Genomic DNA, 20,145 nt, shown 5'->3' with positions numbered 1-20,145 from the left:
TCGTCAACGCAGGCAAGGAGTGGACGGACGACGGCGTGACTGGTCCGGAAGCGCTGGCCAAGGATGGGGTGATGATCAAGATCGACGGCCGACGTGGGTGCCCGTACAGGCGGACGTGGGGAGCCGGGGCGGCCAACGGCCGTAGGCGCCTCCGATCATCACCGGTCCTTGTCCGACGTGCCGGCGAGAAGTGGCTGTTCGGTCCAGATGACCTTGCCGTCCGCGGTGTAGCGGGTGCCCCAGCGGTCGGCGAACTGGGCCACCAGGAACAGGCCCCGTCCACCCTCGTCGGTGGTCGCCGCGCGCCGCAGGTGCGGAGCGGTGCTGCTGCCGTCCGAGACCTCGCAGATCAGGGCGCGATCGCGGATCAGACGTACGCGGACGGGCTCGGCGGCGTAGCGGATGGCGTTGGTGACAAGCTCGCTGAGGATCAGCTCGGTGGTGAACGACTCCTCCTCCAGACCCCATTCGGCCATCGTGCGGGCGACGGCGGCTCGAACCTGGCCGACGGCCGACGGATCGGACGCGACGTCCCAGGCGGCAGTACGGGCGCTGCCGAGCGCACGCGTGCGGGCGACCACCAGCGCGATGTCGTCCGAGGGCTGCTCGGGCAGCAACGCGTCCAGAACCGCGCTGCAGGTCTGCTCGGGCGTGCGGCCGGGGTGAGCCAGGGTACGCCGCAGCAGCTCCAGCCCTTCGTCGATGTCGCGGGTGCGGTCCTCCACGAGACCGTCGGTGTAGAGAACGAGGCCGCTGCCCTCGGGGAGCTCAATCTCGGTGGTCTCGAACGGGAGTCCGGAGAGCCCGAGGGGCGGGCCGCCCGGTACGGCGGCGAACTCCGCGCTGCCGTCGGGGCGCACGATGACGGGCTCGAAGTGGCCGGCTCGGGCCATCGTGCACACCTGGGTGCCCGGGTCGTAGAGCGCGTACAGGCAGGTGGCGCCCGTGACCGGAGCGCCGTCGCCGCTCTCGTCCTGGTCGATCCGCGTGACCAGTTCGTCGAGGCGCCACAGGAGTTCGTCGGGCGCCAGGTCCAGGGAGGAGAAGTTGTGGACCGCGGTGCGCAGCCGGCCCATGGTGGCGGCGGCGTGCAGCCCGTGGCCGACCACGTCCCCCACGACGAGGGCGACGCGGGCGCCGGGGAGCGGGATGACGTCGAACCAGTCCCCGCCGACACCGCTGCTTCCCGCATGCGCGGGCAGGTAGCGGTGGGCCACGTCCAGCGCGTTCTGCTCCGGCAGGGCCCGGGGGAGCAGGCTGCGCTGCAGGGCGACCGCCAGGGTGTGCTCGCGGGTGAAGCGGCGGGCGTTGTCGATGGTGACGGCCGCACGGGCGCCCAGTTGCTCGGCGAGTGTCACGTCGTCGTGCTCGAACGGCTCGGGCTTGCGCGACCGCCAGAACGTGACGACACCCAGGATGACTCCGCGGGCGCGCAGCGGAGCCGCGATCATCGAATGGATGCCGGCCTCGACGAGTCCTCGGGCCCGTTCGGGGTCTTGAGCCTGCCAGCCGGAGAAGGCGGTCATGTCCGCCTCCAGGACCGTCTCTCCCGAGCCGTAGCCGAGGCTCTGCGGGGTGGACGGGACGAAATGGATCAGTTTGCCGGGCGGGTAGAGCGGTGTGTCGTCGCGGATACCCCGGAACGCGACACGGCGCATCGCCGAACCACCCCCCGACGGCTCCTCGCCCCGCAGGACGGGGTCGGCCAGGTCGACGGTGACGAAGTCCGCGAACCGGGGGACGACGAAGTCCGCCAGCTCCTGGGAGGTCCGCTCGACATCGAGGCTGGTGCCGATCTCCAATCCGGCGTCGAGCAACAGATTCAGGCGTTCCTGCGCCACATCGGCCCTGCCGGTGACGGTCTGCAGCTCGGTGGTGTCCCGCAGCGTCGCGACACAGCCGGACGGCCCGCCTCCGGGGTCGGTCGGCCGCTGGTTGACGGCCAGCAGCCGGTCCCCGGTCAGGTGCACCTCGTCGGTGGCCGAACGCCCGGAAGCCAACAGCCGGGCTATGTCCGGGGCGAGGCCCAGCTCACGGACGAGCAGGCCCTCCGCGTCCGGGCCCAGACCGAGCAGCCTGCGTGCCTCGTCGTTGGCCAGCACCAGCCGACCGTCGCCGTCGAGGATCAGAACGCCCTCGCGCACGGCGTGCAGCACCGCGTCGTGGTGCTCGTACATACGGGTCATCTCGGCGGGACCCAGGCCGTGGGTCTGGCGGCGCAGTCGCCTGCCGACCAGAGCGGTACCGAAGGTGGCGACCGCCAGCGCGGCCGCCGCGGCACCGAGCAGCAGGGGCAGCTGATGTTCGACGACTCCGCTCACGGCTTCGAGCGTGACCCCCGCGGACACCAGAGCGATGACGTCGCCCTCGGCGTCGGTCACGGGGACCACCGCGCGGGTGGACGGGCCGAGGGTGCCGGTCACGGTCTCCCTGACGATCCCGCCTGCCGCAGCAGGGCCGATCGTGCCGATGTACTGCCTTCCGATCTGTGCCGGATCGGGGTGGGTGATGCGGATCCCGTCCGTGGTCATCGCCACGAGAAAGTCGACGCCGGACGCCTTTCGCGCTTCTTCGGCGCGTGGCTGGAGCACTGCGGTCGGGTCGGGACCGGCCAGGGCCTCCTCGATTCCCGGCGCGTTGGCGAAGGTCTCGGCCACGGCGAGGGACCGGTTGCGCGCTTCCCGCTCGCTGTCCGCCCGGGACTGCAGTACGAGAGCAACCACGGCGGCCACGACGAGGAGCACCACGATCGCCGCCTGTAGGGAGAAGACCTGGCGGGCGACGGTGCGGACGCTCAACGCGGAGCGCAGGCGGCCGAGGAATCCGGCCATAGTCCATGTCTAGCACCGGCCCGAACGGCGGGCGAGCGGGCGGCCCGGGCACGGAACGTACCGACCCAGGGGCACGCACTGCTGATCGGCCCGCACCGTCCGCCAGGCCCACGCCTTGACGGAGCGGACGAGCAGCGAGCTGTCGGCTGCGTACGGTCCGGCCTGATGCAGGAGCCGACGGCCGTCGGACCGGCCGCCGGCCCGGGATCGAGTGGCATCGGTGGGCGTGGCTCGGCGGGGCGAGTATCCGCCCCCGACTACCAGGGGTGACCAGCGGCGAACCGGTGAAGACCGGCAGCGGCCCGGACGCCACCCACTCCGGCTGCATCCACGCCATCACTGACATCTCCACGTGGACGGATCCCAGGCTGAGGGGGGTCCATGGTCCACCCGCCCGGCACCCGGTCAGGCCGGGCCCGCCCGGTGCACGGCCGATACCCTCGGCGGCCGCCGAACCGACCAGGCTGCGTCTGTCCCTGCCCGGGGGACAGCCGGTGAGGCCTCCTGACGGGGTTGGTCCGGGACTGGTCCGGATCCTGGATTGCGCCGGCCAGGGCGACAGGGATCGGGCAGGAGTCGGAGGTCGTGGAAGTGTCAGTCGCCCGCCGCACCCGGCGCCGTCCGAGCCGCGGCCGCCCTTCGACCCCTGCGGCGCGAGCGCGGACGCCCCGGCGCCGTGCCCGTCGACAATTGGAACGTGACCACCACGCGGGCACCGCCCAGGGGGCCGCGCGTGATGCGGACGGCGCCCCGGGCGGCGAGGGCCGCGCGACGGGCGATGTCGAGCCCGAGGCCGGTGGAGCCCGTACTCCCGCCGCGGGCGAGGGCACCGTCCGGGTCGGCGATGCCGGGGCCGGCGTCGTGAACGGTCAGTTCCACGGTGTGGGCGGTGCGGCACACGGTGACCTCCAGGGCGGTGCCCCGGGAAGTGTACCGGAAGACGTTGCCCACGAGCGCGTCCACGACGGCCGTGATGTCCGCTTCGGGGAGGCAGACGGGGGTCGTCTCGTCTGTGATCTGCAGAGTGCAGGGACGGTCCTGCTGACCCGCGAGCACGGCCCAGAAGGCCGCGCGCCGACGGACGACGTCGGCGACCTCGCAATGGTCCCCGCCCTCCCGCGGCCCGTCGGGCGATTCCTCGCCCCGCAGCGCCCGGCCCATCGGGCGGACGGCGAGCGGCGTGCGAGCCTCGGCGATGATCGCGTTGAGCTCCCGCTCCAGTTCGGCGACGGCCGTCTGGATGCGTCCGGTGTCGGCGCTCGGCGCGATCCGTTCGACCGCCAGGTGCAGGGCGGTCAGGGGGGTGCGGAGCCGGTGGGACAGGTCCGCGACCAGTTCCCGTTCGACGGCGAGCAGGTCCGTCATGCGATCGGCCATGGTGTTGAAGGCTGTGCCCGCTTCCTTCAGTTCCGGCGGTCCCTTCGGCTGCACGCGGGTGTCGAGGCTGCCCGTGCCGAGCCGGCGTGATGCCTCGGCAAGCCGCTTCGCCGCCGTGACGACGGCGGAGCCGAGGCGGTCGGCGACCAGGACGGAGCCGCCGAGCAGGACGACCGCCAGACCCGCCATGACGCTCCACGACAGGACGACCCCACGGGTCAGGTCGTCGTCGGGCACGAAGTTCTCCACCACCGCGACCCGGTCCTGAGGCAGGATCACCGGCTGCAGGTAGATCCAGCCGCCGGGCACGTCCCGGGAGATGGACTCGCGTTCCTCCTCGGCCCGGCCCAGCAGATCCGGCGGAGCGTGCCCCGCGCCGCCGACCGTGCTGTGGTCCGGCAGATGGATGACCATGTGCTCGGCCGCGCGCAGCCCCGCCCCCGCCTCGCGCAGCTCGGCCGCGTCCGTGGTGAGGGCCAGGATCGGCGCCATCGCCGCCGCGCTCTGCTCGGCCGCCGTGATGCTCTGCTCGCGGGCGAGCGACATCACGAGCAGACCCAGCGGGATCAGGAACGACAGCGCCACCATGGAGGTGACGGCCAGGGCCACCCCCGCCAGGGAGCGCCTCACCGCGGGGCCCCGGGCTCGGCGCGGCGTCTTCGGGGCCCTCGGTTCACGGGTACAGCTCCAACGGGTAGCCGTGTGCCCAGCGCCACGGTCGGGGGATTCGGTTCCGGGGTCCGGGCGACGGGCCGCCGGAGGGTCTCCCGGTACGACGTCCTCCGGGAGTGGCGTATGCCGTCACCGGCCCCGTGATCCGGGACGACGGGCCGTCAGGAGGTGCCGAACGCCAGGCCGTGTTCGCCGGTGCGCAGGGACACCGCCCGGTCGGCCACGGGGATCGTACACCCCTCGGTCGAACTGCAGCTCGCATAGCCGATCAGCACCTTCGCCTCGCCCGGAGCGGTCGCCCGGATCGGCAGCGTCACCGTGACGGAGCCGTCGGGGTAGACCGGTACGGCGGCGCGCACGCCCGGCAGCGTGATGCTCTTGACCGGCTTGTCCACGGTCATGTCACCGGCGGTGGCGAGCGATCCGACGAGACGGACCTCGGTCGGTCGCCCCACCCCTTCGACGCCCTCGGCGGGGAGCGCGGTGCTGTAGAGGTGGAAGCCGGCTTCGTCGGGCGTGAACGTGGCGACCAGGGTTCCCGCGTCGGACTTCCAGTCGGCCACGCTCAGCCGGACGGTGACGCCGTTCTCGTTGAACTCCGTCACGGCGGCGGCGTGCGACGGCGCGGACTCCTGGCCGCAGCCGGTCAGCGAGGCGGTGGCCAGCAGTGCGGCCGCGGCCCAGGCGAGGCGCGTGCGCGCGGCGCGGAGGAGGCGGGGGGCCGGTTGGGGGGAGGCCATGGGGTGTCTCATGTCGTCTTTCCGTGTCTTTCACATGATTCGGGGGGTGGGCCGCACACCGAGGGCGCGACCGGCCCTCATGGGTACGGGGGAGTGGAGCCGTCCGGTTCGCAGGGGGAGTCGGATCCTCCCTGGCGCATGGCGGTGGCACTCGGGTACCGGCGCTCACAGGGCCGCGGTCGTGCCCTGCAGCCTCACCTGCAACGCGTACACCAGGTCGGTCCACAGGCCGGTGACCAGCAGGAGGCCGACGAGGACCAGAAGTGCGCCGCCGGCCCGCATGACGGTCCTGTGGTGGTTCCTGACCCATCGGAAGGCGCGCAGGGCCCGCTGGAAGGCGAGTGCGGTGAGGAGGAAGGGCGCGCCCAGCCCCACGCAGTAGCAGACCATGAGGAGGGCGCCGCGTCCGGCGCTGGCCTCGTTCCAGGCCAGGGCCTGCACGGCGGCCAGGGTCGGCCCGATGCAAGGGGTCCAGCCCACGCCGAAGACGACGCCCAGCAGGGGCGCGCCGGCCAGGCCGAAGGAGGGCCGACGGCTGCTGCGCAGCTCGCGCTGGGTGAAGCCGGGCAGCCAGCCCGCGAACGCGAGGCCCATGACGACGGTCAACAGGCCCAGGACCAGCGTGATGGCGTCCTGGTAGGCGAGCAGGTTGCGCCCGACGAAGCCGAACAGGGCGCCCCCGGACACCAGGACGCCGCTGAAACCCAGGACGAACAGCGCCGCTCCGGCGACCATCCGCCCGCGCCGCCCGCCGTCCGCCTCGGCGAGGTCGGACACCGACAGGCTGGTGACGTAGCTCAGGTAGCCCGGCACGAGCGGCAGGACGCACGGGGAAAGGAAGGACACCAGGCCCGCGGCCGCGGCCACCGGCACGGCGAGGAGCAGGGTGCCCGACACCGCGCCTGCGGCCGGCCCGGCGGCGAGCGCCGCCCACGTGGGGCCCGTCACTCGGTCTCCCCGGCGACCCGGTCCACGAGGGGCTCCAGCCGCGCGCGGGTGACCGGACCGGCGACGGCGACGGCGATCCGGCCCTGCCGGTCGATGACCAGGGTGGAAGGGATGGCCTGCGGGTTGAGCAGCGCGGGCGGGAAGGCCAGCAGCAGCCTTCCGTCGGGATCGTGGATGCTCGGGTACCGCAGACCGTAGGTCCTCTCGAACTCCCGGGCCGGCCCGGTGGAACGGTCGCGGACGTTGACGCCCAGGAGCTCCACGCCGCGCGGCGCCGCCGCACCGCGCAGCGCCTCCAGGCCGGCGGCCTCGGCGCGACAGGGGGCGCACCAGGAGCCCCACACGTTCAGGACGACGACCTTGCCGCGGTACGAGCGCAGCGCCAGGTCCCGGCCCGTGAGGTCCCGGCCGGAGGTGTCGGGCGCGGAAGGGCGTTCGGCGACCGGCAGCACCGCCGCGGTCCCGACGGTGCGCGCTCCCGGCGCGCCGCCGTCCGCTCCCGCCGCGGCGCCTCCGCCGCAGCCGGTGGCCACGAGGGCGAGGAGGAACAGGACGACCGTCGCCGACGAGCCACGTCTGTGGCCACGGGCCGTCATCACGCCCACTTCCGCAGGAACGCGCCGAGGCCCGTCTCGGTCAGCTCGGGGTTGCCGGTCGAGTGTGTCTCGGTCACCACCTCGCCGTTGCCGTCAAGCACGACCAGGACAGGCATCTTGTACGCGCCCTCGCCGGAGCAGTAGTCGCGCAGGAGGCCGAAGGCCGAGGAGTCCTGGCTGCCGATGTCGACTTTCACCACGTGGTACGAGGCGTCCAGGAGCGCCCCCACGCCGCTCGTGGCGAACACCCGGTCGGCGGCCTTGCAGTTGCCGCACCAGTTGGCGCCGAAGTCGATCAGCACCTTCTTGCCGTCGGCCTTGGCGGCGGCGACCGCGCCCTTGACGGCTCCACGGGCGTCCGCACCTGTCGGGTAGCCGCTGGTGAAGCCCGAGGAGCCCGAGACGGGAGCGCTCTTCTTCACGGCGGGCCTGGTCGGGGCGGGAGCGGCAGTCGTCCTGGCGGGGCGAGGGGCGGCTTCGGTCGTCGCCGCGGGGCGAGGGGTTGCCTTGGTGGTCGCCGCGAGTCGCTCGGCCACGGGCGAGGAGTCGGACGGGCTCGGCCGGGTCGTCGGGGGGACCGACGTCGCGGCGGCGGTGGGGGAGACGGGTGCCGTCGCCGCCTCCATGGGCGCCGGGGCGCCGGTTCCCTGGTCGGCAGGAGCGTCCGGGGCCGCCGCCACGGACACGCTCTGCGCCGCGTCGTTCTTCGAGCCGCCCACTCCGCAGGCCGTGGCGACGGCGGCGGAGGCGACCGTGAGGGAGACGGCCGAGAAGCGGACGAGGCCCTGAATGCCGACGGTGCGTTGTTTGCGCCGGTGTGCGGCCATGACGGATCAACCCCTTGTGTCGGTGAGCTCTCCGGGGCCTTGAGGCGGCCGATGCCGGAGCGGGCGCAGGACGCGGCCCGGCGTCCTGCCCGCCGGGGCCGGAGCGATCGTCCTGACCGACCGTGAGCCTAGGTGCCGAGAACGCGTCCTGGACCGTCCTGATGCCACCCATCAGGCACGCTTAAGGAACTGCTCAGGTTCGCGACCGCAAGCCCTTCACCAGGGGTTCTCCGGCCGTCCGCGGCGCCTGCCCGAGGACTCACAACCGGGTCTCGCGCACGCTGGCCCGCGCCGTCGGCACGACCGTCGCCGTGATCTGCGAACGGTGTTCGTCGCTGGTGAAGACGACCACCAGCGTGCCGGGATCGCTCTGACCGGTGCTCGTGCGGAAACCCGGATCGGGAACGGCCGAGACGAAGCACACGCTGTCGCGGCCGTACTGGACGGTGACCTTGCCCCCCTCGGAGGGAACCGTGTGCAGCCCGGGGCCGCCGCTGCACTTCGAGGCCGACGGCCGGGGCCTGGACGTGACGGGCGCCCGCGTGGCCGAGGGCGACGGCGAGGGCGTACGGGTGGTCGGCGGCGGTGACGAGGGGGACGCGGTCGTGGGGGCGGGCGCCTTCGGCGTGGTCGCGACGGACGAGGCCGGCACCCCGACGAGGACGGACGGGGAGGGGTACACCGCCTGGACCGACCGCGCGGCGGGCGGGGTCGGTCGGGTCAGGCCGATGACGAAGTACACCGTGAGCATCACCGCGGTGACGCTCGCCGCGGTGCACGACAGCCATATGAGGAGATAGCGCAGGAGGCGTGGCACCGCATCAGTGTGGCCGACGCCCACCGCACCACCCATCCCACCCTCGCTCACGGAGAGGCGCACGTGTCCCGTACGGGCAGACGCGACCGGCGGCCCGACCCGGCGACCGCCCCGAGCCGGTCCCGAACCTGAGCTCTGGCTTAGGTCCTCCTGAGCGCATCCCTCAGACGGCGTTTTCGCAGCTTCGGCACGCATACGCTCCCCTCTCGGCGCCGGCGGACCCTCTCCGCCGCACGAAACCCGCCCGACCCGACGCGGAACTGGGCCGGCCCCGCCACCGCACCCGTACACCCCCTGGAGGAAGCCGAGATGAGTCCCCGAGCCGCCCACGGACGTCGCACACACCGCGCCCCACGTCGCCCGCGCGTCACAGCGGCCGCGGCGGGCCTCAGTGTCCTGGCCGTCGCCGCCGCCTGCCTTGCAGGCACCGAACTCGCCGGCTCCACGCACGAAAAGGCCGAATCCGTCGCCATGGGCGGCGACTCGCCTGACCCGACGCCGACCACCAGGCCGCCGACCACCGCATCGTCGACCACCAGGCCGCCGACCACCGCATCGCCGACCGCACCGACGTCCCCGTCGGCCGCCCCGCACACCCCGACGACCCTCTCCACCACGCCGATGCCCCCCTCGGCCACCCCACCGCCCTCGGCCACCGTCAGGGCGGCTGGACCTTCCGCGTCCCAGGGCGCGCGGAAGCCCAGGCCCGCGACCCCGGCCCCCGCGAAGCAGCCGGCCGCCGAGCCCGACAGCGGTACGCGCCCGGCAGGCGGCGGCGAGGCCGAGGAGGTCGTACGCCTCGTGAACGTCGAACGCGCCGCGGCGGGCTGCAAGGCCCTGACGGTCGACGCCGACCTCACCGAGGCGGCCCAGGAGTACACCGACGACATGGCGGCCATCGGCAACTTCTCCCACACGGGAACCGACGGCTCCCAGCCGCAGGACCGCATCGAGGCGGCCGGATACACCTGGTCACGGTCCGGCGAGAACATAGCCAAGGGACAGGCCGACGCGGCCGCCGTCATGGACGCCTGGATGCACAGCCCCGGCCACCGGGCCAACATCCTCAACTGCGGATTCACCGAGATCGGCGTCGGCGTCAGCACCGACGGAGGCCCCTGGTGGACCCAGGACTTCGGCACTCCCTCCTGAGTCCTTCTCAGTGCGGCGCCACCAGCTTGATGCCCACCCCGCGCACGGTGCGCAGATAGCGCGGTGCCGAGGCCCGCTCGCCGAGCTTGCGGCGCAGCGCCGACACGTGCACGTCGATGGTCTGGTCCTCGATGTAGGCCTCCTGCCAGACCTCGGCGAGCAGCCGGTGCCGGGACACCACCGTGCCGGCGTGCCGGGCGAGAAAGGCCAGCAGGTCGAACTCCCGGCGCGTGAGCACCAGTTCACGCCCCGCCAGATAGGCCGAACGCGCCGGCGGATCCACGGTCAGCTCACCGACCGTCACCAGACTCGAGGGATCGGGGGGTGGGGCCTGTCCGGCGGCCGGGGCGGGGACCGCGGTGCGCCGCAGTACCGCCGAGAGCCGGGCCAGGAGCTGCGCCCCGGAGAACGGCTTGACGAGGTAGTCGTCGGCGCCCGCGTTCAGGAGCTTGACGATCTCGCTCTCGTCGTCGCGGGCGGTCGCGACCACCACGGGCACGTTCGATATCCCGCGGATCATGCGGAGCGCGTCGCCGCCGTCGAGATCGGGCAGGCCGAGGTCCAGCACCACCGCGTCCAGCGAGCCCTGCGCGACCTCGCGCAGCGCGCCGAACCCATCGCCCGTGCTGCGCACCGCATGGCCGTGCTCCGCCAGGATCTCCATCAGCGAGGCACGGATGCTGGGGTCGTCTTCGACCACGAGTACGCAGGGCATGGCCGACACCCTACAACCGGCCGTCCGCCATCCGGACAGCCCTCACCAGGGACGGATTCCGGGCGGGGCCTTCCCGATCACGGGTGATCCCGTCGACCGCTGCCCCGCGCGCCCCTGCCGGAGAAGGCGCCCCCGGGCCACCTGCTGCCGTTCATCTGCGTCCTTCTGGTCCTGGGCTTGCGCGAGCTGCACGTTGGCGAGCACGACCGCCTTGACGGACGCCCAGGCGGAAACGGCCAGGCCGATGACTGCGATGAGCGCTGCAGGAACTGCGGTGTGTCTTGCCCCGTCCGATCGCTGATCCCGCCGACCTACGGCGGCGATGAACCGCCGAGTGCGTCCATGGGCTGGGGCAGTGACGTCAGGTGCTGGCTCCAGCCGAGCCGATGGCTCCTGAGAGCGACCTGTTCGCCGGCACCCTGGTGCTTGCCGTCGACCTGCTCGATTCCTTCCTCCAGGGCCTGACCGAGCCCAGCTGGTTCACTGCGACGATCCACCAGCCGAGGGACCGGCTGATCTGGGCACCCGATGTGATCGGCGCACAGGACCGTTCACAACCCGCCTCACCTGGCAGCCGCCCGGCGGCGGCCTTGGAGGTGGCGCAGGCTTTCGCCTTCGGCCGCCCAGGTCGTGGTGCAGACGGGCACGGTTCCGCGGCCTGCCGTGGCGCGGCCTCCGCCCACGGAGCTGCCGCGCAGGTCGCCCCCGTGGCCCCAGTAGGCTCCGCCGCAGCTGAGTGGGATCGAGGCGGTGCCGTAGCCGTAGCGGCTGCCCGCCGGGCGTGGGCCAGTAGGTGTCGTCCAGGTGCAGCGGGCGCAGGATCGTGTGCCACACCTTTTGTGCGTGCTGACGGACCGCGTCGTACGTCGTCGCCTCTGTGTACGCGGGCAGTCGCTCCGCGAGGGTGCGCGCCGGCTCGACGACGTCGCGCCCCTTTGGGGTGTCGTTTTCGAACCGCATCGGCAGCTCGACCAGTCGCCCGAGGTTGCGGGATGGATGGGCGGCATGGCCTGGGCGTCGTGCTCCTGACTCGGCTCCTCTGAGAAACCGAAGGCCCGCACCGTCATGGTGCGGGCCTTCGGCTGAGTGACACACCCCGGTCAGGCGCCGGTCTCGCCGGCCGGGGTGATGGCGGTCAGGGCCTGGGCGGGTTCCCGGAGGGTGGCCAGCACTGTGGCTGCCGGGTAGGGCTGGCCCGAAGTGAGGTCCTTGGGGACGGGGGCCATCGGGATCAGGAGGTCGGCCTCCTCGCCGTGCAGCCAGATGGTGGTGAGATTGAGCGCGGGGACGGTCAGGAGCCGGACCCGCATGTCCTGGGCGGCGACTTCGGGGAGGTCGGCGGCGGTGCGCAGCGCGGTGACTGTGCCGGTGACGTACGGGCCGCGGTTGAAGAGGGCGAAGCGGTGTTCACCGGTGTCGGTGAGGACCGTCGTGGCCGAGGAGATGACCTGTTGCTGGTCGCTCAGCAGGTAGCGCCAGCCGGTGAGGCGGGCGGCGGCCAGCGGGTCGTCCCCGAGGACGTCCGGCAGGTCCAGGACGTAGACCTCGTGCGGGTCGGTCGGGGTCAGGTCGGTGGGGTCCGCGGCCCCGCCCAGGGCGGACAGGTTCGCCCCCGCATGGGGACCGACCGCGCGCAGCTTGCCGCTGATGGCTTCGGTCGCCTCAGCGGGCGGCTCGGGGTGCTGGAGAGGCATGTCGACCCCCAATTACTTGGTGAAGTAGGTGTGCGTCCACGAGCCGGAGCCGAGGTACGCGGTGGTGAACACGTCGTAGTCGACGTCCGAGACGCCGGAGACCGGATCGTCCACCTCGATGAGGTCGCCCGGGGCGAAGCCGGTGATGGCGACGAAGTGGGCGCCGCCCGCCTGCCAGGCGGTGCGGGCGCACACCGGCTGGCCCGCCCGGATCTCACCCTGCAGCCGTTCGCGGGTCACGGTTCCGCCGGTCATGCTGTCGAAGTGCCCCACCCGGCTCAACGGCGAGTCGAGCACGTTGGGCACGTTGCACGGGCCGGACGCGCCCGAGCCGCAGCAGTCGTCGCGCGTGAGCTCGCCGTTGACCACGGCGCACTGCGTCCAGGTGCTGCGGGCGTCGTAGTACCGGGCAATGCTCACGGACGTGGCCGCCCAGCACCAGTTGGTCTCGGTCTGCCTCTCCATCACGAAGTTGAGGCGGACCGTGGGCTCGGGCAGCGCCTCGTTCCAGAACGTGGTCCACACGTGGTTGTCGAATCCGATCACGAACACGTCCAGCTGCCCGGCGAACCGGGACACCGCGTCGGCCCGTTGCCGCTCGCGATCGAATACCGCACCGCCAGGCAGGGGGAAGAAGTCGGCGTTCCACCCGGTGTGCTCGTTCCAGAAGGTCGTCCAGACGCGGTTGTCGAATCCGATCACGAACACGTCCAGCTGACCGGCGAACCGGGACACCGCGGCAAGCTCCTGCTTCTCGTGGTCGAACACCGCGCCGCCGGGCAGGGGGAAGAAGTCGGCGTTCCAGCCGGTGTGCTCGTTCCAGAAGGTCGTCCAGACGCGGTTGTCGAATCCGATCACGAACACGTCCAGCTGCCCCGGGAACCGGGACACCGCGGCAAGCTTCTGCTTCTCGTGGGAGAACACGGCGCCGCCGGGCAGGGGGAAGAAGTCGGCGTTCCAGCCGGTGTGCTCGTTCCAGAAGGTCGTCCAGACGCGGTTGTCGAATCCGATCACGAACACATCCAGCTGACCGGCGAACCGGGAGACAGCGATCGCCTGCTGCTTCTGATGGTCGAACACAGCGCCACCCGGCAGGGGGAAGAAATCCGTGTTCCAGCCGGTGTGCTCGTTCCAGAAGGTCGTCCAGACGCGGTTGTCGAATCCGATCACGAACACGTCCAGCTGCCCCGGGAACCGCGACTCCACGGCAAGCCTCTGCTTCTCGTGGTCGAACACCGCGCCGCCGGGCAGGGGGAAGAAGTCGCCGTTCCAGCCGGTGTGCTCGTTCCAGAAGGTCGTCCAGACGCGGTTGTCGAATCCGATCACGAACACGTCCAGCTGACCCGGGAACCGGGACACCGCGGCAAGCCTCTGCTTCTCGTGGTCGAACACCGCGCCACCCGGCAGGGGGAAGAAATCCGTGTTCCAGCCGGTGTGCTCGTTCCAGAAGGTCGTCCAGACGCGGTTGTCGAATCCGATCACGAACACGTCCAGCTGACCCGGGAACCGGGACACAACGGTCACGTCCTGTTTGTCGCGATCGAACACGGCTCCGCCAGGAAGCGGGAAGAAATCAGCGTTCCAAGCCATGGCATCCTCCGGGTATCCGTCGGTGCTCCTAGAAGCGGTTTGGTCCTTGGTGAGCGCTCCACACATCACCGATCGCGCCCGAGACGTGCGGAGGCATGGTCCCTCCATCCAGCAATGGTTGAGAGTTGGATGATCAATCGTCTCTCGGCTCAGCAGGTTTGAGCAGAGACTGGGGGGATAAATCCAGCCTGCCCCCGACCAAGGTTTTCCGCATCCTTGCACTGGCGAGGTACTGCGGGGGTGCTCGGCGTCCCGGGCCGGAGACCTAGGGAGACCGGTGGAGTGGCCGGTCAGTCCACTGTCCCCAACCCCGGGCCGGCCCAGCGTGGCGGCAATGGTGCAAGCCGGATGCCTCCCGCTCAACGAGCCTCATTTGAAGGGACGTTGCTAGGGCAGAGCCGTTTCAGTCCAGGATGTCGAGCGGGGAAACGCCGCGGGCGGCCCTGCGTACACGCGGACAGGCCGATAGCCAGCGCATGGCGTGCCTCCTCACCCCCTGCTGGGCCTGGTGTGACGGCTGCTCATCCGGCAGCCCCTACCGACACTGTCGGGACCGCCACCGGAGCGCAGAACGTCAGCTGCAACCAGAGCACCTCGCCACCGCGTCCCGCTCCGCCGCGACGCGAACGCCGCGGCCGCCATCGCCCGCACAAACGACGATGTCGCCGCCGAACTGTGCCGAACTCCGCTGATCTCCTCCGAAAGTTGCCGACACCTGGTGACCCACTCGTTCCATTCCGACGCTACCGAGCAGATCCTTGCCGAGCGCACCACCCGCGACCAGGCGGCCGCCGTCGACGCGGTCCGCCGCTTCCTCGAGGAAGACCCCGGCCGGGCCAGGACGCCCGGACCGGCTGGGCCATCCGGTGAAGCAGATCCGGGCCCACATCTGAACCTCGGCAGCTCAGGTTGCCTGTTGCAGCCCCCTCGGCGTCACGACGGATCGCCGCGTACAGACCGACCTTGAGCTTCGGCAACACCCGGGCGCCCTCGTCATGCAGAGCGCAACCATGGTTCCGAAGCAAGCCCCGAGGTTCTCGAATCTCCGCGACATCACTCTCTCCGGGAACCGGGCGTTCCTGCCGCTGAGCAACAGACGTCCCTGAAACTCAGGCTCTGGTCCACTTTCCGTGGAGGCTCACGGAAAGTGATGTCGGTGGTGTGTGGTGGGATGGCCGGACTCTGCCGTCGATCTGCTGGGAGACCGTCGTGACGTCTTCGTACTCGTCCCTGACTCGTGCCTTGGCCGAGGCTTTGGTCGATGTCCTGTGGCTCATCGACGGCAGTGAAGACAAGCAGATGGATCAGGACGACGCGGTCAAGGTCATGGAGGGCGTCGCCCACGTGGTCAGCACGCTGTCGAGTGATCAGCAGCAGGAGCTGATCGCCCTGCTCGGGGAGATGGCAGCTGCCGAGACCAACCCCGCTCGCCGTGAGTTCCTGGAGGAGTTTCCGGAGGGCTTCGGGCTCACCGACCATCTGTCCTGAGGGGGCTTAGCTTGCTGCGCAAGCCCGGCACCAAACCGTGCCGCGGCGGGTGATCCTCCCCCACCCTCATCACCATGAACTCGACGATGTTGGATAGCGGCATGGTGAGACGGAAGAACGAGAAGAAGAAGCCGCCCGCCTGGGGCATTCCGAAGGGGATCTTCCTGTTTGCGACGCCGGAGGGTTGGCGCACCAGCGTCTTCACCGAAAGCGGGAATCTCTGCGGGCGGCTGGACGTGCCGATCAACACCGACCCGCAGGCGCGCGGGCTGCGGCGGCGGTGATGGTGACGGGACTCGCGCGCGACTTCCACGACACCGACGTGGAGGTGAGCTGGGAACCGCCCCAAGAGCCCTGGTCATGGACTGCGCAGGTCACCCTCGCCGCCGAAAACGAACCACTTTCGCCGGACGCTGAAGGCTGAACGACAAGCTCAGTAGTAGAGCAGGACGCGCTTGCGGAGGAGTTCGAAGCCGGCGCGGCCAAACATCTGGCGCTTGAGCATCTTGATCCGGTTGACATGGCCTTCGACGACTCCGGAGTTCCACGGCTGCGAGAGTCCGGCAGTGACGGCGCCGAGGTCGCGCTCCAGGTGCCGGGCGAAGCGCTGGAGGCTGGGCAGGTCGGCGGCGGTTGCCGCTTCGGTCCATGCTGGCAGTTGGTGGCCTTGCAGCTGGGTCAGCATGTGGGCGAAGGAGCGTGCATGCTCGGCGAGTGCGTCCAGTTCGGGACAGTTGGTCAGCACGGCCTTGAGCTGGAGCCGGTCGCTCTCGGCCAGGGCATCGGGGTGGGTGAGGACCCAGCGGGTGACGGCGCGGGCGGACGGCGGCCGGGGGCCGACCGGCTGGGGCTTGCCGCGCAGGTTCCGGCTGACGTAGGCGCGGACGTCGCCGTAGCCGTCTGGGTAGCCTGTGCCTTGATCTCCTCCCAGAGTTTCCAGGCGTTGGTGGAGCCTTCCTGCCATCGCTGGTCGAGGTAGGGCTTGTAGGCGTCGAGCTTGGTGGGGCGGCTTTGCCACTGGCCGGTAAACAGTTGCTCCGGCTCGGTGGCGCGGGAGAAGCGGAGGACGGTGTTGAGGCCCATGCCGAGCTGCCGGGCGATGGACCGCTTGCTGTGACCGGCGGCCAGTAGGGCATGGACGGTGGCGTGCTTGGCGCGCGTGCGTTCGGCGAACCGGTGGCCCGTTGGCCACGGCGAGGACGCGGGCGACTCCGGCGCCTGGGTTGACTCCTCCGGTGACTCAGGTGCAGGCCGCAGGCAGGCACGGTGCCGGTAGACGCACTTCTCGGCGGCTTCGCCGAGGTTGTGCCACAGGTGCCAGCGGTCCGCGACCTGGATCAGCCTCAGCAGGGTGTTCCGGCTGACTCGGACCCCGAAGGCGTCCGACATTCGGGCGCCGGCCCGTCCCGCGAGTGCGAGACCGACCGAGACGAGCGTCGATCGCAGCCGTTCCGTCCGGCGAGCGGATCGACAGGTGAGGCCGGGCACCTGCTCGGCAAACGTCTTGCGCGGGCAGGAGCCCTCCGCGCAGAGGAACCGGCGCACTCGCAGCGATACGACGACGGGCTTGCCCGACGTGGGTAGATCGCTGGGAAAGTGCAGGTAAGAGCCGTGTATTCGACTCGACCAGCACCCGCAGCCCGGACAGGCCGCCCGCTTGGCCGTGGACCGGGCCTTCACTCTTACGACAGCGTCAGCCGCCTCGACCGACTCCACCGACATGTTCTCCACCGACCCGAACAGCAGCTCTTCCAGCTGCGGCCGCACGTTGTTCACGGCGCAGAACTGTCGATGCCAGCGCCCTCGGGCAGGTCGATTTTCGGGCGATGTCACCCGCCCTCGAACGACGCCCAACCGTCACTCTGCGTACGCGACCACAAGAAGTGGACCAGAGCCGAAACTCACTCACAAAGCCACGGGGTCTACTGCGGCGTGGTGGTCTCGTTGATGGTGTCGTCGCAGGTGACTTCGGGCAGGTGCGCGTTGGCGCCGGCATCAGCCAGCAGCACCGTGGACGGATCCGGATCCGTCCACGCGAGGGACGCCCGGACAGTGCGGCGCCACGGCCGCGACCCACTCGGGCCCGGCGCGGCCATTAGCCCAACGAGGCAGGAGGCCGCCGCGTTTACGGCATGCTCACCTCGAACCGCGTCCTCGATCGAGACGCGTCTACGTGGAAACCAATCCCTGATCAGTGACGGAGCCCTCGTGGCTCCCATCACCGAGTACAGCACCAGCGCCCGGCCGGACCGTGTGGGGCACTGTCTCCACGCTGCTCCTATCTGTCGATCGTCCCATTGCTCCTCGGCACCGTGCTGGGTGCGCACGTGTTGTAGTAGGCAGCCGTGGCTTCGCGCCCGCTCCATGCCGCGTGCCCGTGGGTGAACTGGGCGGTCGCGCGCAGCACCTTGACCACCAGCAGCCCCGGCCACCCTGTCGCTGTCCCTGTCCAGGGTGCCTTGTTCCCCGAGTGACCGCCTTCGCCGGCAGCACTCTCGATCCCTCATCCTGTCGGATCAGGATGTGCTCTTGGGGGGTGAGCTTTCAGGGCGTCCGGCTCGCCTCACTCACCTGCGGCGGTCACGGGCAGCCCGGACCGTTCGGGTTGACGTTGCAGCTCACCTGCCAACTGCTCCAGGAGCCGTTGGTGTGGCGCACCCGGAACCAGTAGTTGTCGTCGCTGCCGATGGCCGCGATGGTGAAGTTGTAGGGGTTGTCCTGCAGATAGGAGATGTCGATCCCGCTCTTCACCCACCCGCCCATGGATACCCAGCCGTTCCAGGAGCCGTCGGTGTAGGTCCAGTTCGTCCACACCGCGTGATCGGCGCCGACGACGAACTCTTCCTTCGTCCCGTCGGGGAACTTGGTGGTCGAGATGCCGTACTCGCAGAAGAACTTCTGGCTCTTGTTCGTGCAGTAGGTCGCCGCCTGCGCCGGCGCCGCCGCGACACCAACCCCGGCGAAGGCGGCCAGGGCCGCGACTGCCGCGAGGGCACTCTTGAATCTGCGCATGTCCATGTTCCTTTGCATAGTGGCGTGGTCGTGCCGTGGAAGAGGGTGAGCCAACGCGTCGACATCCCCGGCATGTCAATATCCTCGACCTCTCCTCTAACGCCACGCTGGCGATTCGCTTACGTCCGCGCGGGACGAGATCTCGGAGCCCTGGTGGTGGGCATGCGCCGGGAGGTGGAGGTCGCGCGCCAGATGGGCCGCGAGCAGTACGTCCCCCCGGCCCCCTTCACTTACCGGCGTCTGGACGCGGTTGTGGTCGGCATGCCGACAGCGCACACAAGCTGCCTCAGCACGGCCAGGCCCGGTCAGGGCGCGGCTTGTCGTGCTGGTCGGGGAGCGGCGGGTACGGATGGCCGAGGAGATGGGCGGCACCAACCCGCCGGTGACGCCCATGATTGCCAGAGACTGGTGGAGCAGGCGGGGCCTGGCGTCGAGAAGCAGGCCGACCAGGTGGCGGAGGGGGCGTGCGAGCTCGCGGACGCCACGGCCGGTACAGGCTGGCGGCATGTCACGAAGAGTGCGGCCCACGCGCGCAAGGAACGACCCTTCCATTTGGATCGCCCCCGACCGCGACCCGGGTGCGGCCCAGGCACACAGGGAACGACCCGAGAACCTCGGAGTGGCACCGTGGGTCAGCCCGGTGCGGCCCCGCGCGCCGGGAGCGGTCCACGGTGATCGGCTGCGGAGCCAGCGGGTGTGGTGGCACGCTGAGTTGGGAGGAATGGTGGGGTTGGAGCGGGGTGACAGGCGACAGATTCAGGCGGCGGCTCTGGGCAGCGCGGACTCGGAAGAGCCGCTGATGCTCCCGCTGGCCCCCGGTGCGGACGGGCAGTCGCATCACTGTGGCCGCAGTGCCCGGGGTGTGGCCAGTGCCGGTCATCCGTATGTGAAGTCTGCCGCCCGGTCCTGGCTGCGCGCCCGCGGGCAGGAGGCCGACTTCGACTTCGCCCGGATGGTGCGGCGATCGGATCGGTGGTCGACAGCCGGTTCAAGGAGCATGGGCTGCGCGTGCACCTGGACCAGACGGTGGCACCCCTGTGGGAGGACGACGGCTTGGAGCCGGTACTCGGGGTGTCCGTCCGGTGGACCGGGGCACATCGATCCGGCGTTGGTACGTCCACCGGGTTCGTCTGGACAACGAAGGCACCGCCCGCCCCGCTGACCACCACGTCGGAGAGGAATCCCCATGCGTGTCGTTGAAGTCACCGCCTACGGCGGCCCGGGGTCCTGCGGCTTTCCGAGCGTCCCGAGCCGGGTCCGCTGGCCGGTCTCGTGCGGGTGCGGGTGGCAGCGACCACCATCAACCAAGCCGACCTGAAGATCCGTTGCGGGGCCCGGCCGCCAGACTCGGCGCGCCGGCCCCGCCCTTCGTGCTCGGCTTCGACTTCGCCTGCACCCTGATCGACGACGCGCCCGACCTGGCCGCGGGCACCCTCGTCATGCCTCAGCCGGGACCATGATCGGCCGGACAAGTCCTCATCGGGCAGGTGGCCGGCGTGCTGCGCACGTTCGGCGTCGGCCCGGTCGACCTTGCGCTCAGGGTCCGCATCCAGGTCATCGCGTGCAGGGGCTGGAGACGGTGGCGGGAATCGACCCTTCCTGGGCGGTCGCGGCCATGGCCTCCGTCCGCACTGAGGCTAAGGGGTTGTTGTCGGTGTCACCGGCGGAGGTCGGCTCGTTCCTCGG

18 protein-coding genes are annotated in these 20,145 nt (G+C 70.9%); 5 read left to right on the top strand and 13 right to left on the bottom strand.

Annotated elements, in window-relative coordinates; all coding sequences use genetic code 11:
* Positions 1–158: 158 nt before the first annotated feature.
* The 7 genes from DEJ46_RS00260 to DEJ46_RS00230 form a co-directional block, all read right to left on the bottom strand.
* Entirely contained in the window at positions 159–2,831 is a 2,673-nt protein-coding gene (locus tag DEJ46_RS00260; RefSeq protein ID WP_150263327.1) for a SpoIIE family protein phosphatase/ATP-binding protein, read from the bottom strand.
* Positions 2,832–3,425: 594 nt separating this feature from the next.
* Positions 3,426–4,838, bottom strand: a complete 1,413-nt coding sequence (locus DEJ46_RS00255; RefSeq protein ID WP_150263325.1) for a sensor histidine kinase — start codon at positions 4,836–4,838, stop codon at positions 3,426–3,428.
* Positions 4,839–5,041: 203 nt separating this feature from the next.
* Positions 5,042–5,620, bottom strand: a complete 579-nt coding sequence (locus tag DEJ46_RS00250; protein WP_190622348.1) for a protein-disulfide reductase DsbD family protein — start codon at positions 5,618–5,620, stop codon at positions 5,042–5,044.
* Positions 5,621–5,785: 165 nt separating this feature from the next.
* Positions 5,786–6,568 (bottom strand): cytochrome c biogenesis CcdA family protein, encoded by a 783-nt coding sequence (locus tag DEJ46_RS00245; protein WP_150263321.1) that lies wholly within the window; start codon positions 6,566–6,568, stop codon positions 5,786–5,788.
* On the bottom strand, positions 6,565–7,164 hold the full coding sequence (locus tag DEJ46_RS00240; protein ID WP_150273957.1) for a TlpA family protein disulfide reductase: 600 nt from the start codon (positions 7,162–7,164) through the stop codon (positions 6,565–6,567). The genes DEJ46_RS00245 and DEJ46_RS00240 overlap by 4 nt, the downstream gene beginning before the upstream one ends.
* A complete protein-coding gene (locus DEJ46_RS00235) occupies positions 7,164–7,991 on the bottom strand; it encodes a thioredoxin family protein (protein ID WP_150263319.1) in 828 nt (275 codons plus the stop codon). Before DEJ46_RS00235 ends, DEJ46_RS00240 begins: the two co-directional genes overlap by 1 nt.
* Before the next feature lie 259 nt (positions 7,992–8,250).
* Positions 8,251–8,415 carry a hypothetical protein gene (locus DEJ46_RS00230; protein ID WP_223834423.1) on the bottom strand — a complete coding sequence of 55 codons (165 nt, stop codon included), beginning with the start codon at positions 8,413–8,415 and terminating at the stop codon, positions 8,251–8,253.
* A gap of 49 nt (positions 8,416–8,464) precedes the next feature.
* Between DEJ46_RS00230 and DEJ46_RS00225 the strand changes: the two genes are divergently transcribed.
* Positions 8,465–8,791, top strand: coding sequence for a hypothetical protein (locus DEJ46_RS00225; protein ID WP_223834422.1), 327 nt, complete (start codon positions 8,465–8,467; stop codon positions 8,789–8,791).
* A gap of 326 nt (positions 8,792–9,117) precedes the next feature.
* Entirely contained in the window at positions 9,118–9,960 is an 843-nt protein-coding gene (locus DEJ46_RS00220; protein WP_150263318.1) for a CAP domain-containing protein, read from the top strand.
* A gap of 7 nt (positions 9,961–9,967) precedes the next feature.
* Here DEJ46_RS00220 and DEJ46_RS00215 read toward each other — a convergent pair whose 3' ends face one another.
* From DEJ46_RS00215 to DEJ46_RS00200, 3 genes are all read right to left on the bottom strand, one after another.
* Positions 9,968–10,675, bottom strand: a complete 708-nt coding sequence (locus DEJ46_RS00215; RefSeq protein WP_150263316.1) for a response regulator transcription factor — start codon at positions 10,673–10,675, stop codon at positions 9,968–9,970.
* Between the two features lie 1,100 nt (positions 10,676–11,775).
* Positions 11,776–12,369, bottom strand: coding sequence for a hypothetical protein (locus tag DEJ46_RS00205; protein ID WP_150263314.1), 594 nt, complete (start codon positions 12,367–12,369; stop codon positions 11,776–11,778).
* Positions 12,370–12,381: 12 nt separating this feature from the next.
* The gene (locus tag DEJ46_RS00200) at positions 12,382–13,893 is read right to left on the bottom strand and encodes a papain-like cysteine protease family protein (RefSeq protein WP_190622346.1); all 1,512 of its coding nucleotides are present in this window, start codon (positions 13,891–13,893) and stop codon (positions 12,382–12,384) included.
* Positions 13,894–15,168: 1,275 nt separating this feature from the next.
* Between DEJ46_RS00200 and DEJ46_RS00190 the strand changes: the two genes are divergently transcribed.
* Positions 15,169–15,447 carry a hypothetical protein gene (locus DEJ46_RS00190; protein ID WP_190622344.1) on the top strand — a complete coding sequence of 93 codons (279 nt, stop codon included), beginning with the start codon at positions 15,169–15,171 and terminating at the stop codon, positions 15,445–15,447.
* Between the two features lie 74 nt (positions 15,448–15,521).
* Positions 15,522–15,731 carry a hypothetical protein gene (locus tag DEJ46_RS00185; RefSeq protein WP_150263308.1) on the top strand — a complete coding sequence of 70 codons (210 nt, stop codon included), beginning with the start codon at positions 15,522–15,524 and terminating at the stop codon, positions 15,729–15,731.
* A 149-nt stretch (positions 15,732–15,880) separates the two neighbouring features.
* On the opposite strand, the gene DEJ46_RS39480 is transcribed toward DEJ46_RS00185, so the two are convergent.
* From DEJ46_RS39480 to DEJ46_RS00175, 3 genes are all read right to left on the bottom strand, one after another.
* Positions 15,881–16,225: a transposase gene (locus tag DEJ46_RS39480; RefSeq protein WP_223835417.1), complete on the bottom strand. Its 345-nt coding sequence runs from the start codon at positions 16,223–16,225 to the stop codon at positions 15,881–15,883.
* Positions 16,186–17,223 carry a transposase family protein gene (locus tag DEJ46_RS00180; protein ID WP_223834421.1) on the bottom strand — a complete coding sequence of 346 codons (1,038 nt, stop codon included), beginning with the start codon at positions 17,221–17,223 and terminating at the stop codon, positions 16,186–16,188. Before DEJ46_RS00180 ends, DEJ46_RS39480 begins: the two co-directional genes overlap by 40 nt.
* A gap of 804 nt (positions 17,224–18,027) precedes the next feature.
* On the bottom strand, positions 18,028–18,459 hold the full coding sequence (locus tag DEJ46_RS00175) for a hypothetical protein (protein WP_150263306.1): 432 nt from the start codon (positions 18,457–18,459) through the stop codon (positions 18,028–18,030).
* Between the two features lie 1,325 nt (positions 18,460–19,784).
* Here DEJ46_RS00175 and DEJ46_RS40410 point away from each other — a divergent pair.
* The gene (locus tag DEJ46_RS40410; RefSeq protein ID WP_263411792.1) at positions 19,785–19,919 is read left to right on the top strand and encodes a hypothetical protein; all 135 of its coding nucleotides are present in this window, start codon (positions 19,785–19,787) and stop codon (positions 19,917–19,919) included.
* Positions 19,920–20,145: the final 226 nt, after the last annotated feature.

The organism is Streptomyces venezuelae, assembly GCF_008642375.1.
In the GTDB taxonomy this organism is placed as follows: domain Bacteria; phylum Actinomycetota; class Actinomycetes; order Streptomycetales; family Streptomycetaceae; genus Streptomyces; species Streptomyces venezuelae_G.
The sequence above is the reverse complement of the archived record's forward strand: the minus strand, read 5'-3'. Positions and strand labels throughout refer to the sequence as shown.

Excerpts from the sequence above, each read along its gene's own strand:
- DEJ46_RS00260 (WP_150263327.1), bottom strand. The coding sequence starts at position 2,831 with ATGGCCGGATTCCTCGGCCGCCTGCGCTCCGCGTTGAGCGTCCGCACC.
- DEJ46_RS00250 (WP_190622348.1), bottom strand. The coding sequence starts at position 5,620 with ATGGCCTCCCCCCAACCGGCCCCCCGCCTCCTCCGCGCCGCGCGCACG.
- DEJ46_RS00240 (WP_150273957.1), bottom strand. The coding sequence starts at position 7,164 with ATGACGGCCCGTGGCCACAGACGTGGCTCGTCGGCGACGGTCGTCCTG.
- DEJ46_RS00235 (WP_150263319.1), bottom strand. The coding sequence starts at position 7,991 with ATGGCCGCACACCGGCGCAAACAACGCACCGTCGGCATTCAGGGCCTC.
- DEJ46_RS00220 (WP_150263318.1), top strand. The coding sequence starts at position 9,118 with ATGAGTCCCCGAGCCGCCCACGGACGTCGCACACACCGCGCCCCACGT.
- DEJ46_RS00215 (WP_150263316.1), bottom strand. The coding sequence starts at position 10,675 with ATGCCCTGCGTACTCGTGGTCGAAGACGACCCCAGCATCCGTGCCTCG.
- DEJ46_RS00205 (WP_150263314.1), bottom strand. The coding sequence starts at position 12,369 with ATGCCTCTCCAGCACCCCGAGCCGCCCGCTGAGGCGACCGAAGCCATC.
- DEJ46_RS00185 (WP_150263308.1), top strand. The coding sequence starts at position 15,522 with ATGAACTCGACGATGTTGGATAGCGGCATGGTGAGACGGAAGAACGAG.
- DEJ46_RS00175 (WP_150263306.1), bottom strand. The coding sequence starts at position 18,459 with ATGCGCAGATTCAAGAGTGCCCTCGCGGCAGTCGCGGCCCTGGCCGCC.